The 16,890-nt window shown below is 68.0% G+C and carries 19 protein-coding genes and 1 pseudogene; 4 read left to right on the forward strand and 16 right to left on the reverse strand.

From position 1 onward, the window contains the following. Position 1: 1 nt before the first annotated feature. The 5 genes from WPS_RS13785 to rpsR are packed head-to-tail and all read right to left on the reverse strand — an operon-like array spanning position 2 to position 5,604. Complete coding sequence (locus WPS_RS13785; protein WP_317995052.1) at positions 2-337, reverse strand: VOC family protein; 336 nt, start codon at positions 335-337, stop codon at positions 2-4. Positions 338-350: 13 nt separating this feature from the next. Beyond that, the gene (locus WPS_RS13790) at positions 351-2,984 is read right to left on the reverse strand and encodes a replicative DNA helicase (RefSeq protein ID WP_317995053.1); all 2,634 of its coding nucleotides are present in this window, start codon (positions 2,982-2,984) and stop codon (positions 351-353) included. Next, positions 2,981-4,888 (reverse strand): Lon family ATP-dependent protease, encoded by a 1,908-nt coding sequence (lonC, locus tag WPS_RS13795; RefSeq protein WP_317995054.1) that lies wholly within the window; start codon positions 4,886-4,888, stop codon positions 2,981-2,983. The genes WPS_RS13790 and lonC overlap by 4 nt, the downstream gene beginning before the upstream one ends. A gap of 1 nt (position 4,889) precedes the next feature. Beyond that, positions 4,890-5,339, reverse strand: a complete 450-nt coding sequence (gene rplI / locus WPS_RS13800; RefSeq protein ID WP_317995055.1) for a 50S ribosomal protein L9 — start codon at positions 5,337-5,339, stop codon at positions 4,890-4,892. 10 nt (positions 5,340-5,349) lie between these two features. Next, on the reverse strand, positions 5,350-5,604 hold the full coding sequence (gene rpsR / locus WPS_RS13805; RefSeq protein ID WP_317995056.1) for a 30S ribosomal protein S18: 255 nt from the start codon (positions 5,602-5,604) through the stop codon (positions 5,350-5,352). A 193-nt stretch (positions 5,605-5,797) separates the two neighbouring features. On the opposite strand from rpsR, the gene WPS_RS13810 reads away from it, so the two are divergent. After that, entirely contained in the window at positions 5,798-6,640 is an 843-nt protein-coding gene (locus WPS_RS13810) for a polyphosphate kinase 2 family protein (RefSeq protein ID WP_317995057.1), read from the forward strand. A gap of 3 nt (positions 6,641-6,643) precedes the next feature. Here the strand turns inward: WPS_RS13810 and WPS_RS13815 are convergent, their stop codons facing one another. Genes WPS_RS13815 through WPS_RS13825 form a run of 3 tightly spaced genes read right to left on the reverse strand, consistent with a single transcriptional unit; the run spans position 6,644 to position 8,914 of the window. Continuing rightward, entirely contained in the window at positions 6,644-7,495 is an 852-nt protein-coding gene (locus WPS_RS13815) for an SDR family oxidoreductase (RefSeq protein ID WP_317995058.1), read from the reverse strand. After that, positions 7,492-8,286, reverse strand: coding sequence for an SDR family NAD(P)-dependent oxidoreductase (locus WPS_RS13820; protein ID WP_317995059.1), 795 nt, complete (start codon positions 8,284-8,286; stop codon positions 7,492-7,494). Before WPS_RS13820 ends, WPS_RS13815 begins: the two co-directional genes overlap by 4 nt. Before the next feature lie 40 nt (positions 8,287-8,326). Further along, positions 8,327-8,914, reverse strand: coding sequence for a thymidine kinase (locus WPS_RS13825; RefSeq protein WP_405054962.1), 588 nt, complete (start codon positions 8,912-8,914; stop codon positions 8,327-8,329). Positions 8,915-8,969: 55 nt separating this feature from the next. Here WPS_RS13825 and WPS_RS13830 point away from each other — a divergent pair, with 55 nt between their 5' ends. From WPS_RS13830 to WPS_RS13840, 3 genes and pseudogenes are all read left to right on the forward strand, one after another. Next, complete coding sequence (locus WPS_RS13830; RefSeq protein WP_317995061.1) at positions 8,970-9,314, forward strand: SulP family inorganic anion transporter; 345 nt, start codon at positions 8,970-8,972, stop codon at positions 9,312-9,314. A gap of 17 nt (positions 9,315-9,331) precedes the next feature. After that, a pseudogene (locus WPS_RS13835) lies at positions 9,332-10,077 on the forward strand (SulP family inorganic anion transporter). After that, on the forward strand, positions 10,065-10,595 hold the full coding sequence (locus WPS_RS13840; RefSeq protein ID WP_317995062.1) for an STAS domain-containing protein: 531 nt from the start codon (positions 10,065-10,067) through the stop codon (positions 10,593-10,595). The pseudogene WPS_RS13835 and the gene WPS_RS13840 overlap by 13 nt, the downstream one beginning before the upstream one ends. Before the next feature lie 18 nt (positions 10,596-10,613). On the opposite strand, the gene WPS_RS13845 is transcribed toward WPS_RS13840, so the two are convergent. Genes WPS_RS13845 through WPS_RS13880 form a run of 8 tightly spaced genes read right to left on the reverse strand, consistent with a single transcriptional unit; the run spans position 10,614 to position 16,872 of the window. Beyond that, positions 10,614-13,292, reverse strand: a complete 2,679-nt coding sequence (locus WPS_RS13845) for a M16 family metallopeptidase (protein ID WP_317995063.1) — start codon at positions 13,290-13,292, stop codon at positions 10,614-10,616. Then, positions 13,289-13,705, reverse strand: coding sequence for an MmcQ/YjbR family DNA-binding protein (locus WPS_RS13850; protein ID WP_317995064.1), 417 nt, complete (start codon positions 13,703-13,705; stop codon positions 13,289-13,291). The genes WPS_RS13845 and WPS_RS13850 overlap by 4 nt, the downstream gene beginning before the upstream one ends. 4 nt (positions 13,706-13,709) lie before the next feature. Then, the gene (locus WPS_RS13855; protein WP_317995065.1) at positions 13,710-14,267 is read right to left on the reverse strand and encodes a glutathione peroxidase; all 558 of its coding nucleotides are present in this window, start codon (positions 14,265-14,267) and stop codon (positions 13,710-13,712) included. Positions 14,268-14,308: 41 nt separating this feature from the next. Then, complete coding sequence (locus tag WPS_RS13860) at positions 14,309-14,764, reverse strand: hypothetical protein (protein WP_317995066.1); 456 nt, start codon at positions 14,762-14,764, stop codon at positions 14,309-14,311. Beyond that, a complete protein-coding gene (locus tag WPS_RS13865; protein WP_317995067.1) occupies positions 14,761-15,303 on the reverse strand; it encodes a GNAT family N-acetyltransferase in 543 nt (180 codons plus the stop codon). The genes WPS_RS13860 and WPS_RS13865 overlap by 4 nt, the downstream gene beginning before the upstream one ends. Next, on the reverse strand, positions 15,300-15,989 hold the full coding sequence (locus WPS_RS13870; RefSeq protein WP_317995068.1) for an alpha/beta fold hydrolase: 690 nt from the start codon (positions 15,987-15,989) through the stop codon (positions 15,300-15,302). Before WPS_RS13870 ends, WPS_RS13865 begins: the two co-directional genes overlap by 4 nt. Next, positions 15,986-16,450 carry a cupin domain-containing protein gene (locus WPS_RS13875; RefSeq protein ID WP_317995069.1) on the reverse strand — a complete coding sequence of 155 codons (465 nt, stop codon included), beginning with the start codon at positions 16,448-16,450 and terminating at the stop codon, positions 15,986-15,988. Before WPS_RS13875 ends, WPS_RS13870 begins: the two co-directional genes overlap by 4 nt. A gap of 17 nt (positions 16,451-16,467) precedes the next feature. After that, on the reverse strand, positions 16,468-16,872 hold the full coding sequence (locus WPS_RS13880) for a hypothetical protein (protein WP_317995070.1): 405 nt from the start codon (positions 16,870-16,872) through the stop codon (positions 16,468-16,470). Between the last annotated feature and the right edge of the window lie 18 nt (positions 16,873-16,890).

Genomic DNA, 16,890 nt, shown 5'->3' on the forward strand with positions numbered 1-16,890 from the left:
CTCAGCGCGCGAAGATCTCGATCGTGTAGTGATCGGGATCGGTGACGAAGAGAGCGCGACCGCCGCCGTCGCGTGCGTACGTCCCCGTTCCGACGCGCTGCGCGATCTCGTCGAGCGCTTCGGGGCGTTCGACGCGCAGCGCGAGTTCGAATTTTGCACGCTCCGTCGGTGGCTCATGCTCGAAGACCAGCGTGAAGTCCCCGAAGGCGATCCGCACCGCGTCGCCGTGCCGGACGGCGCTCACGCCGAGCACGTCGCGGTAGAATCTCTCGGTCGCCTCGATATCGGCGACGCCGAGCGTCAAGCCCGAGGGAACGATCCCACCGGCCGCGTGCATGCTGCTCAGTCCCTCACGGATTCGGATAGTGCGATTCGTCGCCGTACGGCACGAAGAGCGTATGTTCCGGCTGGAACCGCAGCCGAATCGTCCCGACCTTCCCGTTGCGATGCTTCGCAATGATGAGCTCGGTCGCATCCGGCTCGGGCGACGTCTCTTTGTTGTAATAGACGTCGCGATACAAGAACGTCACGATATCCGCTTCCTGCTCGATCGCGCCAGAGTTGTGCGTCACGATATCGTCGACGCAGAAATTGTGGAGGTCCCCGACGGTGAGGTCGTAGACGGTTTCCTCACGCTGCGGTTCCACCGCAACGATCGGATCCCACAGCACGTCGGACGTGCCGAGAGCGATGAGCAATTCATCATCGAGACGATCAGCGAGCATCACGGCCGTCTCACGCGACATCGCCTTGCCCTGATCCCTCCACCCGAGCGATGCATGTGAGAGGTCGCGATCAAGCCGTAAGGAACGGACGTGGCCGTTGACCTCCACCGGGATCCGATCGAACTGGCCGGCGTCATTTTCCTTGCGGCGAATGACCTTTTCGGCTGCGCGTTCGTGCTTTATGCCGAGGAAGCCGATCCGATCCATGAACGCGCAAACGGCATCCCGCTGCATGATCGCAACGGTCCAGATCGCCGCCGTCGTCGAGCGATACCCGCCGATATTTCGCATGTCGGCTTTTACGATCGCGTTGATTCCGAACCGCAGGAGCAGATGCTGAACATCGCGCGCGAGGAGTTCGCTGATCGTCGAGAGGCGAACCGTGACCCGCGAGGACGTGGCGCTCCTCGTCAGGCTGCCGTCGGCGTGGAAGAGGCCGCGTAGGAACGCCGCGACCGTCTCGTCATCCTCGCGAAGCAACACTTCCGGAACGAACTTGCGTGCGCCGGTCGTTTTCCACAGGCCGAGGCTGCGGAGCCACGTCGTCAGGGGGTTCTTGCCCGCTCCGCACATTGTGCCGGTCGTGAAGTCAACGCGCAGCGCGGACGTCTCGGGGCGCTCCGGCTTGACGATCGGACGTAGACCGAATTCGGCCATTGCCAGATCAGAGGCGAGCTGCGCTTCTTCAGCAGTCGCCACCGTCAGGGTTGCGCTTCCTCCCAGGTGGCCGTCGCCAAGGAGCCAGCCGAGAAGCAGCGCTTTATCCTGCGGGATCCGGCTTGCGCGGCTGCTCGGCGGCTCGTAACGGCGTGGTACGGCGACGCAGCGGCCCGGCTCGAGGTCTTTGAGCTCGCTCCAGCCGGACGCGGTCAGGAAACGATGGCCGTCGGTGCACCGCAGGACGCGCCCGCTCTTCGTCGTGACGCGGAAGATCGGCTTTGTACCGACGACCCAGACGTCGGTGATCGGTTTGCGCACGAGCCGGAAGCGATCATCGACGGCCCAGACGTTGAACCGCAATCCGCGCTCAACGATTTCACGGACCGGAACACGCTCACCGGTATCGGCGTTGGTTACGCGCGCTTCGCCCGCGAGACAATCGCGCAAGTCTGAGAGCATCGGGCGTTTGTCGGCGCGTGTTTCGACCGCGCGATTGAGCTGCGCGAGCGCGATGATCGGGACTTCGAGATCTTTGGCCGTCGCTTTGAGCGTGCGGCAGATGTCGGAGAGTTCTTCGTTGCGGTTGACGACTTTGCCGAGCGTCGCCGGACGGACGAGCTGCAGGTAGTCGATGAAGACTGCGGCCAGACCGTTCCCGCTCTTGAGGCGGCGTAAGCGGCTGCGGATCTCCGTGACCGTGACGGCGCCGGCGTCGTCAAGATAGATCGGCAGTTCGTGCAGCACGCCCATCGCGTGGCCGATCTTCTCCCAGTCGCGGTCGGCGATCGCGCCGCGGCGCAGTTTCGACGCATCGAGCCTCGCTTCCGACGAGAGCAGCCGCTCGACGAGCTCCTGTTTCGTCATTTCGAGCGAGAAGACCGCGACCGGTTTGCGCTCGTCTTTTGCGGCGGCGACGGCCATGTTGAGTGCCAGCGACGTCTTGCCCATCGCCGGGCGCGCCGCAAGGATCACGAGGTTGCCCGGCTGCCAGCCCGCGGTGTAGTCGTCGATGTCGCGGAAGCCGGAGGTGACGCCGGTGCGATCGCCCTTCTGCTCGTGACGGCGCTCGAGCGACTGGAACACGCCGAGCAGCAGCGACGGAACCGTCGCGAACGCGTTGCGCTGGCCGCGGTTGCCGACGTCGTAGACGACCTGCTCGGCGCGGTCGAGCGCGCCCGGCACGTCGTCTTCGGACTCGTACCCGAGCTGCGTGATCTGCGTGCCGGCGTGGATCAATCCGCGCAGGCTCGACTTCTCGCGGACGATCTTTGCGTAGTACTCGGCGGACGCCGCGGTCGGCACGGTGTCCATCAGCGAACTCAGGTACGCCATCCCGCCAACTTTGTCGAGCAGGCCGCGATTCTTGAGTTCCTCGGCGAGTGCGACTTTGTCGAGCGGTTCGCCGCGCTCGTACAGCGCGAAGAGGGCGAGGTAGATCGTTTCGTGGAGCGGCGCGTGGAAATCGCCGGGCTGGACGATCTCGCTGACCGTCGCCATCATCTCCTTGTCGACCAGTACCGACCCCAGCAGCGCCATCTCCGCCTCGAGGTTGTTGGGCGGGAGGCGATCGACGCTGGAGACGAACGAGGCGACGTTCACCGGGATACCTTTCGAGAGCGGCTGCGCGGCGCAGGCGGAACGGGGACGCGCAGGCCGAGTGCCGCGAACGCTTCGACGACGGTCCCTACAGCGATCACGTCGATCCCTTCCGGTGCAGCTTCGATATCTCGAGCGTTCTCGCGCGGAATCACGATCGCGCGCATCCCGGCTTGACGGGCAGCATACAACTTTTCGACGACGCCGCCAACACCGCGAACGCTGCCCGCGAGCGAGATCTCACCGGTCACCGCGACGTCCTGCGGCAGCGCAACGCGCGCTAACGCACTATGCAGCGCGAGGAAAAACGCGAGCCCCGCCGACGGACCGTCGATGTTTCCCCCGCCGACGACGTTGACGTGCAGGTCGTAGTCGCTCGGATCGGTGCCGGTGATTGCGCGCAGCACCGACGCGGCGTTGAAGACGGCGTCACGCGCCATCGAGCCGGCCGTATCGTTGAAGCGGACCATCCCCTTGCGCGGCTCGCGCGCCGGGAACGCGGCCGCTTCGATCTCGACGATCGAACCGACGTACTGCAGCACGCCCAGGCCATGGGCTTTCCCGATCTCTTTCGTGCGCCGCGCACGCGACGGCGTGTGCTGGACGATGCGCCCGGCCTGCACGACCTCGAGGACGTCTTCCTCGCGCACCGAGGCGCTGCGCCCGCCGGCGCGTTCGAGCGCGTGACCGTAGGCGTCGGCGAGGATCTGCACCGCTTTGCGTCCCTCGATCGTGTACGACGCGATCAGATCGGCGACGCGGCGGTTGAGCTTCGCCCCGAGCCGCTGGGCGGCTTCGCGCACGATGCGCGCCACCTGCGTCTGGGTGAGCGGCTCGAAGTAGACGGCGGCGCAGCGCGAGCGGATCGCCGCATCGATCGCGTCGGGATCGCGCGTCGTCGCGCCGATCAGGACGAAGTCGGCCGGCGCGCCGTCGCGGAAGAGCTTCTTCACGTAGGCGGGGACGTTGGGGTCGAGCTCGTCGTAATAGGACGATTCGAAGTGCACGCGCTTGTCTTCGAGCACTTTGAGCAGGCGCGTCTGCATCGCCGGATCCATCTCGCCGATCTCGTCGATGAACAGCACCCCGCCGTGCGCTTTCGTCACCAAGCCGAGCTTCGGCTCGGGGACGCCGCCCTCCGCGAAGTCGCGCCGCGCACCCTGATAGATCGGGTCGTGTACGCTCCCCAGCAGCGGATTCGTCGTCTCGCGGTGATCCCAGCGCAGCGTCGTCCCGGCGGCCTCGACGAACGGCGGCGCCGCCGCGAACGGTGCGTGCGCGCGCGTCTTCGCGAGTTCGAGCGCGAGCCGCGCGACGGTCGTCTTGCCGACGCCGGGCGGCCCGTAGAGGATCACGTGCTGCGGATACGGCGACGCAAGTTTCGCGATCAGCGCCTTGATCGCCGATTCCTGACCGACGACCTGGTCGAGCGCGCGCGGACGCAGGACGTCGAGCGCCGCGCGGGCGAGCCCGCGCGCATCGAGCGCTTCGAGTTCGGAGAGCCGCCTCTGCGTCGCAGGCGTCTCGGGCCCCGCGTCCTCGCGGAGCGCTTCGAGCCGCAGTTCGCGCAGATACTCCTGATGGCGGGCGACCATCTTCGCGTTGACCTTCGCTTCGAGCGCGTCGCCGACGCTGCGCTGCGCGAGCAGATCGGCGAGGCGGTCTTCGATCTCGTTGATGACCGCCTTGTACTGCGCTTTCCCCGGACGCGTCTCGAGCGTGGGATCTTCGAAGACGAGCCGTTGGAGCGCGAGCAGGCGATCGGGGATCGCCTGCGAGCGCATCTCCTTGAGCGTGCCCAATTTCCCGGCGCGCATGACGACCTTCTCGGTCCCCAGCGCTTCGGTGAGGACGTCGTACAGCGCCGCGATCTCGCGGCGCAACCGCTCCTCCGGGCTGCGTCGCACGCTATTTCAGCGCGACGACTTGTACCGCCGACTTCGCGACGATGTTGTTCCCCAGACGAATCTCCACCGGGTACGTCCCCAGCGCCTTGATCCCGTCCTTCATCTCGATCTTGTGACGGTCGATCGTGACGTTGAGCTGTTCCTGCAGCGCGTCGGCGACCTGCGTGTTGGTCACCGTGCCGAACAGACGGCCGTTGCCGCCCGCCTTCGCGGCGACGCGGATCGTGATCTGCTCGAGCTGGGTGGCGATGTCCTGAGCGTTCGCGACCTCTTCGGCCTGCTTGCGCTTTTTCGCGTTCTGCTGCTGCTCGAGCTGCTTCATCGCGCCGGGCGTCGCAACGACCGCGAGCTTCTGCGGGAGCAGGTAGTTGTGCGCGTATCCGTCCTTGACGTCGACGAGCGCACCGCGGTTGCCGAGCGGCTTGACGTCGCTGGTGAGAATGACCTTCACGGCGCTTCTCCTACTGGACGACGAACGGGAGCAGTGCGATCACGCGGGCGCGCTTCACGGCGGTCGTCAGCGAGCGCTGGTGCGCCGCGCAGTTGCCGGAGATGCGTCGCGGAAGAATCTTGCCGCGCTCGGAGATGAACTTGCGCAGACGCGTGGTGTCCTTGTAGTCCAAGTCGTCTTGCTTGTCGGCGCAGAAATTGCAGACTTTACGCTTCGGCCGGCGATCTTTTTTCGCCGCCGCGCGCTTGCCTTTGGGAGCAGCCATGAGAGGAGTGACCTTTCGGTGATGTAGGTGGTGATGGCCGAGAGGAACTCGACCCTACACACGTGGCGCCCGAGGGCGACACGACCCGGCGGCGGTCCGTTAGTGCGGACGCCGGGAACCCTCCTACTATACCGGAAAGCGGGTCGGGCCGCTAGGGGGACGACACCTTCGCGACGGCAGGGCAACCGTGCATGTGAACGCTCGAAAGCACTTCGCGATCCCGCCGGACGAGCGCGTGCGGCTCGCCGAGATCGATCCGGGCGATACGGGCTCTTTTACCGCCGAGGCCGACGCGCATCAGGCGACGCATGACGCCCTCGCGGCGATCGCCGACCTGCAGTATCGGCTCTACGCCGAGCACCGTCACGCGCTGCTCATCGTGCTGCAGGCGATGGACGCCGGCGGCAAAGACGGCACGATCCGCCACGTCTTCGGCGCGCTCAGCCCGCTGAGCGCCTACGCGCACGCGTTCAAGGAGCCCACGCCCGAGGAAGCGGCGCACGATTTTCTGTGGCGCGTGCACAAGGTGACGCCGGGCCACGGCGAGATCGCGATCTTCAACCGTTCGCACTACGAAGACGTGCTCGTGGTGCGCGTCCACGACCTTGTCCCGGAAAAGGTGTGGTCGAAGCGGTACGCGCGCATCAACGCGTTCGAGAAGACCCTCGTCCGCGGCAACACGACGATCCTGAAGTTCTTCCTGCACATCAGCCGCGACGAGCAATTGCGGCGATTCGCGCAGCGGCTCGACGATCCGGCGCACCAGTGGAAGATCAGCGAGTCCGACTACACCGAGCGCGCATACTGGGACGACTACATGCGCGCGTACGAAGCGGTGCTGGAGAAAACAAGCACCGCGCGCGCGCCGTGGTACGTGATCCCCGCCGACCGCAAGTGGTTCCGCAACTGGGCGGTTGCACAGATCGTCGCCGAAACGCTGCGCACGATCGATCCGAAGACGCGCGCGCCGTCCGTCGATATCGAGGAGATTCGGGCGAAGTATCACGAGGTTGAGCGCAGCGAGCACGGCGCGTAGCGGCTAGGGAAGGCGCATCGAGCGCCGGATCGCGCGATCGCGCAGCCTCGCGGGGACGAGCGCCAAGAGGCTCCCCGCCTTGGCCGGACCGCCCAAGAGGCGGTTCGCCGGCGGGTGCGGTGCTCGCAGCGCGTGCGCGATCGCCTCGGAGACGCGCTCGACCGGCAGCCCCGCTTTCTCTTCGCCGTCGATCACCGCGAAGAGGCGTTCGATCGCCGGCCCGTAGTGCGTCAGCGCCTCCGGCGGCAGCATCGCGCGCTGCGATGCGACCGACGCGCGCCCCTTGCCCCAGATCGGCGTCTTCACCGCGCCCGGCTCGACGAGCGTCACGCCGACACCGAACGGCGCGAGCTCGATCCGCAGCGCGTCCGTCAGCGCGCGCAGCGCGAACTTCGAGGCGCTGTACGGTCCGATGAACGGCGAGGCCAGCCGGCCCGAGATCGAACCGACGAAGACGATGCGGCCGCGCGCGGCGCGCAGCATCGGCAAAAACGCCTGCGTCACCGCGATCGCGCCGAACACGTTCACGTCGAACTGGCGTCGCAGTTCGCTGACCGGCAGAAACTCCAGCGGACCGCCGATCGCGATCCCGGCATTGTTCACCAGCCCCCGCAGCGGGATCGCTGCGTCGCGCACCTGCTGCAGCGCGGCGCCGATCGACGCGTCGTCGGTGACGTCGAGCCGCACCGCACGCACGTTCGGGTGCAGCGCGGCAACGCTCGCCGCGTCGGCGTCGCTGCGCACGCCGGCAAAGACGATGCTGCCGTCGCGCGCCAGATGCAGCGCGGTGGCGGCGCCGATCCCCGTCGACGCGCCGGTGACGACGATCGCCTCTCCCGCAGCCGCTGCGCTCACGACGGCACGTTCGCGCGCTCGGCGCGCGCGTCGCGGTTGAGGAGCGCTTGGATCCGGCGGTCGCCGAAGACGAGGTCGGTCAAACCCGGAAACGCCTGGACCAGCAGCACCGGAAGGCGATACGAGGCGGGGACGATGACGCGGCGGCGGGGCCGTTCGATCGCGCGAACGATCGCGTCGGCCACGATCTCGGGGCCGGGCAGGTTCGCCATCGCCGCGTTCATCGGCGTCGCGACGAACCCCGGCTCGATCAGCGTCACGCCGACACCGTACTGCCGCATCTCGCGCCGCACCGAGTCGTTCAAGCCGCGCAGCCCGAATTTCGAACCAGAGTAGACGCCCATGATCCCCGCTTCGCCCGCGATCGACCCGATGTTGACGATCGCGCCGGCCCGCTGCGCCTGCATCACGGGGATTACCGCATGCATCATCCGCGCGGCCCCGAGCAGGTTCACCGCCAGCACGCGTTCGATGTCGGCATCGCTCGCATCCGCCAACGACGGGCTCGTGCTGGTCCCCGCGACGTTGACGAGCGCGTCGACGCGCCCGAACGCGACCAACGTGCGCGCGACGGCGAGATCGACGTCGCGGCGCGAGGTGATATCGGTCGGCACCGTCAGCGTTCGCGTGCCGAACGGCGCGATCTCGGCGGCGATCGCGTCGAGCAGCGCATCCTGCGGTGCCGCAAGGACGACGTTCATCCCGCGCGCGAGCAGCGCGCGCACGGTTGCGGAGCCGATCCCGCCCGAGGCACCGGCGACGATCGCCGTCCGGCCGCGCAGTGACATCATCGGCCGCCTTCTCGTGCGGGGGCCGCCGCTCCCGCGACGCTCAGGTGAGGTCGAAGAGCGGCGGAACGCGATGCAGGTAGAAGCACTGCGCGCACTGCTGGATGTAGCGCACGTCGCCTTCGATCGCGATCTGCTCGCCCTCGACGATCCGCTTGCCGTACTCGTCGATGCGCACGTTGAACGTTGCTTTCTTCCCGCAGGCGCAGATCGTCTTGATCTCCTCGATGCTGTCGGCAAGCGTGAGGAGGTACGCCGAGCCGGGGAACGGTTCGCCGCGAAAGTCGCTGCGAATCCCGTAGCACATCACCGGGATGCCGAGGACGTGCGCGGCGCGGTGCAGCTGGCGCACCTGTTCCGGAGTGAGGAACTGCGCTTCGTCGAGCAGGACGCACGAGAGCTCCTGCGCTTGGGCAAGCAGCGCGTAGAAATCCATGACCTCGTCGAATACCTCGACTTTGCGCTGCGGCCCCAGGCGCGACGTGATGATCCCGACGCCGTAGCGGTGATCGATCGCCGAAGTGAACAGGCGCACGACCCGTCCGTGTTCTTCGTAGTTGTGCGCGACTTGAAGCAGCGCGGTCGATTTCCCGGCGTTCATCGCGGAATATCGAAAGTAGAGCTTCGCCATCCGTGCGCCGCCCATTCTGCAGGCGACCGGGCCGGACCGCCGTAAGCGCGGTCGCATGGCCGTTCAGTCCGCCCGCGGGCCGGCGATCCTTCACGCACTGCGGGGATACTCGCCGGCACGTTTTCGCGCCGATCTGATCGCCGGAATCACGGTCGGCCTGGTGGCGCTTCCGCTCGCCATGGCGTTCGGGATTGCATCCGGCGTTGTGCCGCAGGCGGGGATCTACACGGCGATCATCGGCGGCTTTCTCGTCGCGCTCGTCGGGGGCTCGCGCACGCAGGTCGCCGGACCGACCGGCGCATTCGTCGTGATCGTCGCCGCGATCATCGCGAAGCACGGCGTCTCCGGCCTCCTGCTCGTCACCGTGATGCGGGCTGCATCCTGCTGGTCCTGGGGTTGACGGGGCTCGGATCGGCGGTGAAGTTCATCCCGCGCCCGGTCGTCATCGGCTTCACCAATGGGATCGCGCTCCTGATCGTCTCGACGCAGATCAAGGACTTCTTCGGCCTGCAGGTCGCCGCCGGCGCCGGGGAGTTCTTCGCGCGCATGGCCGCACTCGCACGCGCCGTACCGACGTTCGATCTCGCGACGACGCTCGTCGCCGCCGGCTCGCTGGCGCTGCTGATCGCGATGCCGCGGCTGGTGCCCCGGGTGCCGGGCGCGATCGTCGCGCTCGTCGTCGCGACCGGCGCGGTCGCGCTCTTTCACGTCCACGTTGCGACGATCGGTTCGCGGTTCGGCGGCATTCCGGCCGGTCTGCCGCCGCTGGTGATCCCGCAGTTCCGCCCCGACTTGATCCTCTCGCTGATCCCGTCCGCGTTCACCGTCGCGATTCTCGCCGCGGTCGAGAGCCTGCTCTCGGCGGTCGTCGCCGACTCGCTGACCGGCGACCGTCACGACTCCAACGCCGAACTCGTCGCACAGGCGTCGCCAACCTCGTCGTCCCGCTCTTCGGCGGCATCCCCGTTACCGGCGCGATCGCGCGGACGGCGACGAACGTCCGCTCGGGCGGACGCACACCGGTGGCCGCGATCGTGCACGCCGCGACCCTGCTCGCGATCGTGCTGCTCTTCGCGCGGCTCGCGTCGTCGATACCGCTCGCGACGCTGGCCGCAATCCTCGTCGTCGTCGCGTACAACTGGTCACCTTCGTGCGGACCGTGATCGCCGATCTGACCCTCGCCGTCGAGGTCGGGATGGCGCTCGCGGCGCTGCTCTACATCTACCGCATTTCGCAAACCACGACCGTTTCGCTGGTCACGCCCGAAGACGTCGAAGACGGGCGCATCCACATTCTGCAGGACAAGCCGATGCCGCCGTACGTCTCGATCGTGCGCATCCACGGCCCGTTCCTCTTCGGGACGACGGAGACGCTGCTCGAGCAGACCGGCGACGTCGAGCGGTACGCCCCGATCGTCATTCTGCGGCTGCGCAACATGACGGCAATCGACGCGACGGGGCTGCACGCGCTCGAGCTGCTGAGCGAACGGCTGAAACGTTCGGGCCGCACGCTCCTGCTTTGCGGCGCCCGCGATCAGCCCAAGCGTTTCCTCGAGCGCGCCGAGTTCGTCGGGAAGATCGGGCCGACCAACATCCTTCCGAACGTCCATGCCGCGCTCGATCGCGCGAGCGAGATCCACGACCGCTTCGACGGATCGGCGACGAGTTCGCACACGACATGATCTAGGCGCGCCGCGAACTCAGCGCTGCGGTCCGAGGATCGTGCGGACGAAGTTCTCCGGCTGGACGTAGGTCGAAAACGCGCTTTGAATCGAGGCCGCGTCGGTCGCGGCGATGCGCCGCGCGTCGATCTGCGCCTGATCGAACGGGTATCCGGCCAGCGCGTCTTCGAGCAGCGACTGTCCGATCGCGCTGACCGACGCGGTGCCGATCGCCGTCTGATGCACGATCGACGCCTTCGCCAGCGCCAGTTCGAACTCGCCGACCGGCTGCGTTTTCATCCGCGAGATCTCGGTCTCGATCAGCGAGAGGATCCGCCCTTCGTTGCTCGGCAGGCACGCGAACTCGATCGAGAGCAGGTAGCGCGAACGCCGCGGCTGGAGCCGCGACGCGACCGTGTAGACGAGTCCGGCGTTCTGGCGCAGATCGCGGAAGAGCCGGCTCTGTTCGGGGCCGAGCGAGCCGCCGCCGAGGATCGCGTTGCCGAGCAGCAGCGGATACAGCTGCGGCGCGTTGCGTTCGAGCCCGACGATCTGCTGCAGCTGCACGTTGTCCTGACCGCTCGGGATCGGGATGCGCACCTCGCCCGGCCGGTTGGGCGGGAGCGGCGACGGCTCGACCTGCGGCGCGGGACCGCTGGCGCGCCAGTTGCCGAACTCTCGCTCGATCGCGCTGCGCGCCGCTTCGGCAGTCACGTTGCCGACCACGACGATTGTGGTGAGATCGGGGCGGAACGCGTGCTGATAGTACGCGCGCACGTCGTCGAGCGCGAGCATCTGCATCCCGCGCGCCGTCGGCTGGCGCAGTTCCGGATCGTCGGGCGGCAGCAGAAAGCGCGCGGCACGCAGGTTCGCAATCGTCCCGCTGCTCGAGAGCGTCGTCTGGAGTTCGTCGATCGCGCGCTTGCGCGCGAGTTCGAACGTCGGCTCGTCGAAACGCGGCTGGAGCTGATTCTGGGCGAGAAGGGCGACCCCGCGCGCAAACTGCTTCGAGGTCGTCTGCAAGCCGAAGCCGCTCCCCGCAACCGCGTTCGAATCGGCGTCGTCGAGCGCGCGCTGAAATCCGATGCGGTCCTGCGTGCGCGTTCCGTAGGGGAACATCGCGTCGAGCACCGCCGAGACGCCCTCTTTCCCCGCCGGTTCCTCGAGATCGGGATTCGATTTCACCCGCCCGTACACGAACACCGAGTCGGAGATCGTCTCCGGCTGCACGATGAGCGTCAGCCCGTTCGGCAGCGTGGTGCGCGTCGGCGCGAGCGACGACGGCGTAACGTCGACGTGATGGATCGCGTCTTCCGCCCAACTCGGGAGGTGCGTGACGGGCGGCTGGGCGGCGAGCAGGTTTTCCGGCCCGCGCTGCGGCGGCGTCGGCGCGTCGGTGCGCGACGCGCTCGCCGAAGGCGTGAGCGCCCCGACGATCGCGTGACGCGGGTCAAGGTAGGTGCGCGCGACGCGGTCGACCTCGTCGAGCGTCACCTTCGCGATCAAGTCCTGTTCGTGCGCGATCGACGGTTCACGGTCGAGCGCGATCGTGGTCGACCAGTCGGAGGCGAGCGCTTCGATCGAGTTGCGGCTCTGCTCCTGATCGGCGATCAAGTGCCGCTTCGTCGTCTCGAAGAGTTCGCGCGGAACGCCGCGCTTGGCATACCCGGTAAGGATCGACTGCAGTTTCTCCGTCATCGCGGACGGATCGGCGCCGGGCGGGAGCGCCGCCGTCGCAAACGCGAGCTGCGCTTCGGGGACGTACGGGAACGACGTCCACCCCGCGTCGAGCGCTTGACCCGTATCGCGGAGCGCATGGAGCGGACCGCGCTCGGCGCCGAGGATCCCCTGCAGCACGAACGACGCGAGGAAGTCGGCGTCGTTGAGCCCCGGCATGCGGAAACCGACGGCCGCCAGCGGGTATATCAGCGTCGTCGTCCGCTTGAGCACGGTGCGCGGCACGGGCTTGAGATGCGCCGCCGCATGCGACGCGATCGTGCGCGCCGGAATGCTCTCGAAGCGCGCGCGGATCTGCTCGAGCGCGCGCGCCGGATCGACGTCGCCGGCGATGACGAGCAGCGCGTTATTGGGCGCGTACCAGCGCTCCCAAAACGCCTTGATCTGAGGTCCGGTGAGCCGGTCGAAGGCGGACTTCGTCCCGACGCCTTCGTGTCCGTAGGGCGTGCCGTCGTATGCGATCCGCTGGGCGTCGCGGAAGAAATCGGCGCCGGGCGTGGATTCGTCGCGCAGCACTTCCTGTTCGATTGCACCGCGCTCGTTCTGCCACTGGTCCTGCGCGTCGAGGACTTCACGCATCCGGTCCGATTCGATGCGCAGGATGGCGTCGAGATCCTCGCGCGGGACGTTGAACTGATATTGCGTGAGCGTGTCGCTCGTCGCGGCGTTGAACGAGCCGCCGAGCGCCGTCGCGATCGTCCCGAGTTCGCTCGTCGAAAGATTGCGCGTCCCGCGGAACATCATGTGCTCCTGGGCGTGCGCCATCCCCGGGACGCCGGCCGGATCGTCACGCGAACCCACCAGGTACGTCATCTCGGTGGAAACCGCAGGCGCGATCGCGTTGCGGACGATCACCACGCCCATCCCGTTGCGGAGCGTCGCGTGCACGACGTCGGTCGCCGGCGCCGACGGCGCCTGACCGGTCAGGGCGCCTGTGAAGACACACAGCAAGAAGGCAAAGCGGAACCGGCGAATCGTCATCCGCTCGAGTGTTCCCGGTTTCGCTGGGAGGAGCCCTTGGGTGCGTCGAGCGCCGCGAGGAGCGTGCGCGGCGCGACGACGCGATACGCTTCCTCGACGATCTCCGAAATCGCCGGCCAGTCAGGCGTGCGGTCGAGGCGCACGCCGATCCAGCCCCGATGACCGACGTACGGCGGGCGGAAGAACCGCTCGCCGTCGGCGCCGATCAGCGCCTCCTGCGCGCCCGTCGGCGCCGCGCACCACAGCGCCAAGCGCCCGTCGCCGTGATGATCGTCGAGAAACATCACGAACGTCGACTTGTCGCGCACGAAAAAGCACGGCGCGCCGTGGCTGAGACGCTCGCTCACCTCCGGCAGCGCCGTGCACAGCGCGCGCACGCGCCGCAGGGCGGCGGCGGCGGTTCGCGCTGACATCGCGTCAGCTCTTCGCCAGTTCGGCCTCGATCGCGGCCAGCAGCGCCGGATCATCCGGCGTGACGTCGGGCGCGAAGCGCGCGACGACGTCGCCATGGCGACCGATCAGGAACTTCTCGAAGTTCCAGGTGATGTCGTCGGGCTTCTTTCCGGTGATGAGACCTTTCTCGGTCAGTCGCGCTTCCAGCGCGCTATCCGCGTTCTTGCGTGCCGCCGGCTGCGCCGCGATCAGCGCATCGTAGAGCGGATGCCGATCGTCGCCTTTCACGACGATCTTCTCGAACATCGGAAACTGCACGCCGAACGACGTCTCGCAGAACTGCGCGATCTCGGCGTTCGAGCCGGGCTCCTGCGCACCGAACTGGTTCGCGGGAAAACCGAGTACCGCGAAGCCTCGGTCGCGAAAGCGTTCGTAGAGCACCTCGAGGCCGGCGTACTGCGGGGTGAGCCCGCACTGCGAGGCGACGTTGACGACGAGCAGGACGGTGCCGTCGAACTCGGCGAGCCGGGTGGGCGATCCGTCGATGCGGTTGACGGGAATCTCTTGCAAAGGTGCAGGCATGCGGGGCGCGTTCGCCGCCGCGCGCGCGGCACCATCGTCCCTCAGCGGCCGGCGCGGTCGTGGATGAACGACCAGAACTCGTCGTCGCGGCCGGACGGATGCGGCCGCCGCCGCGCGCCGAGCGACGCAGGCAGCGCGACGAAGACGGTCAGCACGAGCGCGTACGCGATCCCGGCGAGCAGCACGACCGCGACGCGCTCGCGCAGCGGATCGAGGTGCCACATCTCCAAGAGCTCGCTCGGATGCGCGGTGCGCGCGCAGGCGAGGCCGAGCCACGCTGCATAGGCGATGAGAAACGCGCGTCCGACCGTCGCGGGAGCGTCGCCGCCGCGCGCGCTCCAGCCGAAGGCTGCCAACAGGAACGCGACGCTCGCGGGCGCGACGACCGGTTCCCACCCCGCCGCGTCGGCGTACCGGGTGAAGCCGTACTCCCATCCCGCCGCGAGCCCGGCGAACGCGATTACGCTCGCCCAGCGGCGCACCGGCGCCGGTATCATCCGGAATCGTTCGCCGCACCCGCCGGGAAACGCTCGAACAGCAGCGTCGGATCGCCGTGGTAGGTCGTCCGGGCGGCTTCGCGATACCCGCACTTTTCGGCGACGCGGACCGACGCGCGATTCTGCGGATCGATCAAGCAAGCGGTCCGCGCTCCGGCAAACCGCGCGTCGCCCCACGCAACGATCGCCCGCACGGCTTCGGTCGCATACCCGCGCCCGAAGAACGCCGGCGCGAGCACCCAGCCGATCTCGGGGACATCGACCAGCGGCGGATCGATCTCGCGATGATAGTCGGCGAACCCCGCCTCGCCGACGAATGCGCCGCTCGCGCAGTCTTCAAGCGCCCAGTACCCGAAGCCGAGCAGCGCCCAATGGCCGGCGTAGCGCAGCAGCCGCGCCCATGACAATTCCGCAGTCGACGGACGTCCGGTGATGTACTGCGTGACGCGCGGATCGGCCCACATCGCCGCGAGCGCATCGAAATCGTCGAGGCGATGCGGACGCAGCGTGAGCCGGGGCGTCGTCAGGGTCGAAATCATCGCTCCTCCGGGGTTGCGATGCGCGCGATCTCGCGCGCCATCGCGGCGGGACGCAGAAAGCCGACGCCGTGACCGGCGTTCGGCACGACGACGAAACGCGCGCGCGGCGCCGCGCGCCGATAGGCATGCGCTCCGATCCGCGCCGGATCGAATGCGCCGTCGATGAACGTCAGCGGCGCGACGATCGTGCCCGCGAGCGCGGGGTAATCGATCCCGAACAACGCGCGCAGGGTGAGCGAACGCTGCGCCGGCGCGATCCCCGCAGCGAGCACCGCATCACCGTCGCCGCGCACGCGCGCTCCTCGGGCGATCGCGCGCACCGCGAGCCGGCCGACGCGATCGGGGAGCGGCACGTCCGTCGCGCGCGCGATGCGTGACCACCACCCATGCAGCGGAAACGTGCAGCCGCCTGCGACGACGGCGGCAACGGACGCGCGCGCCGCGACGAGCAGTGCGAGATATCCCCCGAGCGAGTCGCCGCACACGATCGGCGGCTCGCCCGCGCGGCAACGCGCGACGAGTTCGTCGACCGCGAGCGGCAGATCGAATCGCTCACCGATGCGCGCGCCGTGCCCCGGCAGATCGGGTGCCTCGACGGCGAATCGCGCGCCGAGCGCACGCCGCAGGGGCCGCCACGCTGCGCCGTTCACCACCGCACCGTGAATCGCGACGACCCGCCGGCTCACTCCTCGCCGTCGAAGTAGTCGAGCGGCTCCGAGCGGATCGCGCGCCGCTCCGGCGAGCGCACGACCCACTTGTCGCTGTCCGGGAAATGCGTCGACTCGCCGATCGGGTTGTCGGCGACGACGAAGAGCACCAGATCCGTCGTCCCCGAATTGCGCAGCTGATGCGGCTCGCCGGGCTTGAACAAAAACGCATCGCCCGCCGCGATCGGCGTTGTCCCGCCGGCGTCGCGCACCTCGCCGCTCCCTGCGATCACGTGATAGAACTCCCACTGCATGCTGTGCGAGTGATACGGATACGGCGTCGCGCCCGGTGCGATCCGCGCGATTTCGACATCGAACGGATGGCGCGCAAGCAGATCGGTCGACTGCGGATCGCGCCCCAGCGCCTCGGAGATCTGTCTCCCTGCGCCCGCGAACGTCGCGCGCGGCGAGGACCAGCGCAGTTCCTCGACCTCGGCCACGTTGACTTTGCGCACGCCTAGCGCTCGCGGTTGAAGCGGTTGGTGAAGACCGGCGCATCGTCCTCGACCTCGCGGCGATGACAGCGGTCGCACAGGCTGTACTTGTTCGGAATCGGGTACGGCTTCTTATTCCAGCGGAGGCTCAAGTCGTGCACGAGGTGGGCGCGCCGCTTGCAGCCGGGGCAGACGAAATGCTCGCCGTCGGCGTACAGCACCGGATCCTTCGGGGTCCACGTCTCCGGCTCGCCGCTGAAATGCGGGCATTTCTTGAGCGCTTGCTCGTAGGCGTATTTGAGACCGGCCGCATGATCGGTCAGCGCTTCGGCGGCACGCTCCTGCTCCGCCCGGCACTCGGGACACACGGAGCTGCGAAGCGTCCGTACATCCTTGGGCTGCTTGCAGACGGCGCACCGGAATTCCATGTTCTCACCTTGGCGCTC

The sequence above is a fragment of the Vulcanimicrobium alpinum genome, assembly GCF_027923555.1.
In the GTDB taxonomy this organism is placed as follows: domain Bacteria; phylum Vulcanimicrobiota; class Vulcanimicrobiia; order Vulcanimicrobiales; family Vulcanimicrobiaceae; genus Vulcanimicrobium; species Vulcanimicrobium alpinum.

What these genes read in the sequence shown, in the direction of transcription:
- WPS_RS13785 (WP_317995052.1), bottom strand. Translation starts at nt 337, where the DNA reads ATGCACGCGGCCGGTGGGATCGTTCCCTCGGGCTTGACGCTCGGCGTC.
- rpsR (WP_317995056.1), bottom strand. Translation starts at nt 5,604, where the DNA reads ATGGCTGCTCCCAAAGGCAAGCGCGCGGCGGCGAAAAAAGATCGCCGG.
- WPS_RS13820 (WP_317995059.1), bottom strand. Translation starts at nt 8,286, where the DNA reads ATGATGTCACTGCGCGGCCGGACGGCGATCGTCGCCGGTGCCTCGGGC.
- WPS_RS13825 (WP_405054962.1), bottom strand. Translation starts at nt 8,914, where the DNA reads ATGGCGAAGCTCTACTTTCGATATTCCGCGATGAACGCCGGGAAATCG.
- WPS_RS13830 (WP_317995061.1), top strand. Translation starts at nt 8,970, where the DNA reads ATGGCCGTTCAGTCCGCCCGCGGGCCGGCGATCCTTCACGCACTGCGG.
- WPS_RS13845 (WP_317995063.1), bottom strand. Translation starts at nt 13,292, where the DNA reads ATGACGATTCGCCGGTTCCGCTTTGCCTTCTTGCTGTGTGTCTTCACA.
- WPS_RS13850 (WP_317995064.1), bottom strand. Translation starts at nt 13,705, where the DNA reads ATGTCAGCGCGAACCGCCGCCGCCGCCCTGCGGCGCGTGCGCGCGCTG.
- WPS_RS13855 (WP_317995065.1), bottom strand. Translation starts at nt 14,267, where the DNA reads ATGCCTGCACCTTTGCAAGAGATTCCCGTCAACCGCATCGACGGATCG.
- WPS_RS13860 (WP_317995066.1), bottom strand. Translation starts at nt 14,764, where the DNA reads ATGATACCGGCGCCGGTGCGCCGCTGGGCGAGCGTAATCGCGTTCGCC.
- WPS_RS13865 (WP_317995067.1), bottom strand. Translation starts at nt 15,303, where the DNA reads ATGATTTCGACCCTGACGACGCCCCGGCTCACGCTGCGTCCGCATCGC.
- WPS_RS13880 (WP_317995070.1), bottom strand. Translation starts at nt 16,872, where the DNA reads ATGGAATTCCGGTGCGCCGTCTGCAAGCAGCCCAAGGATGTACGGACG.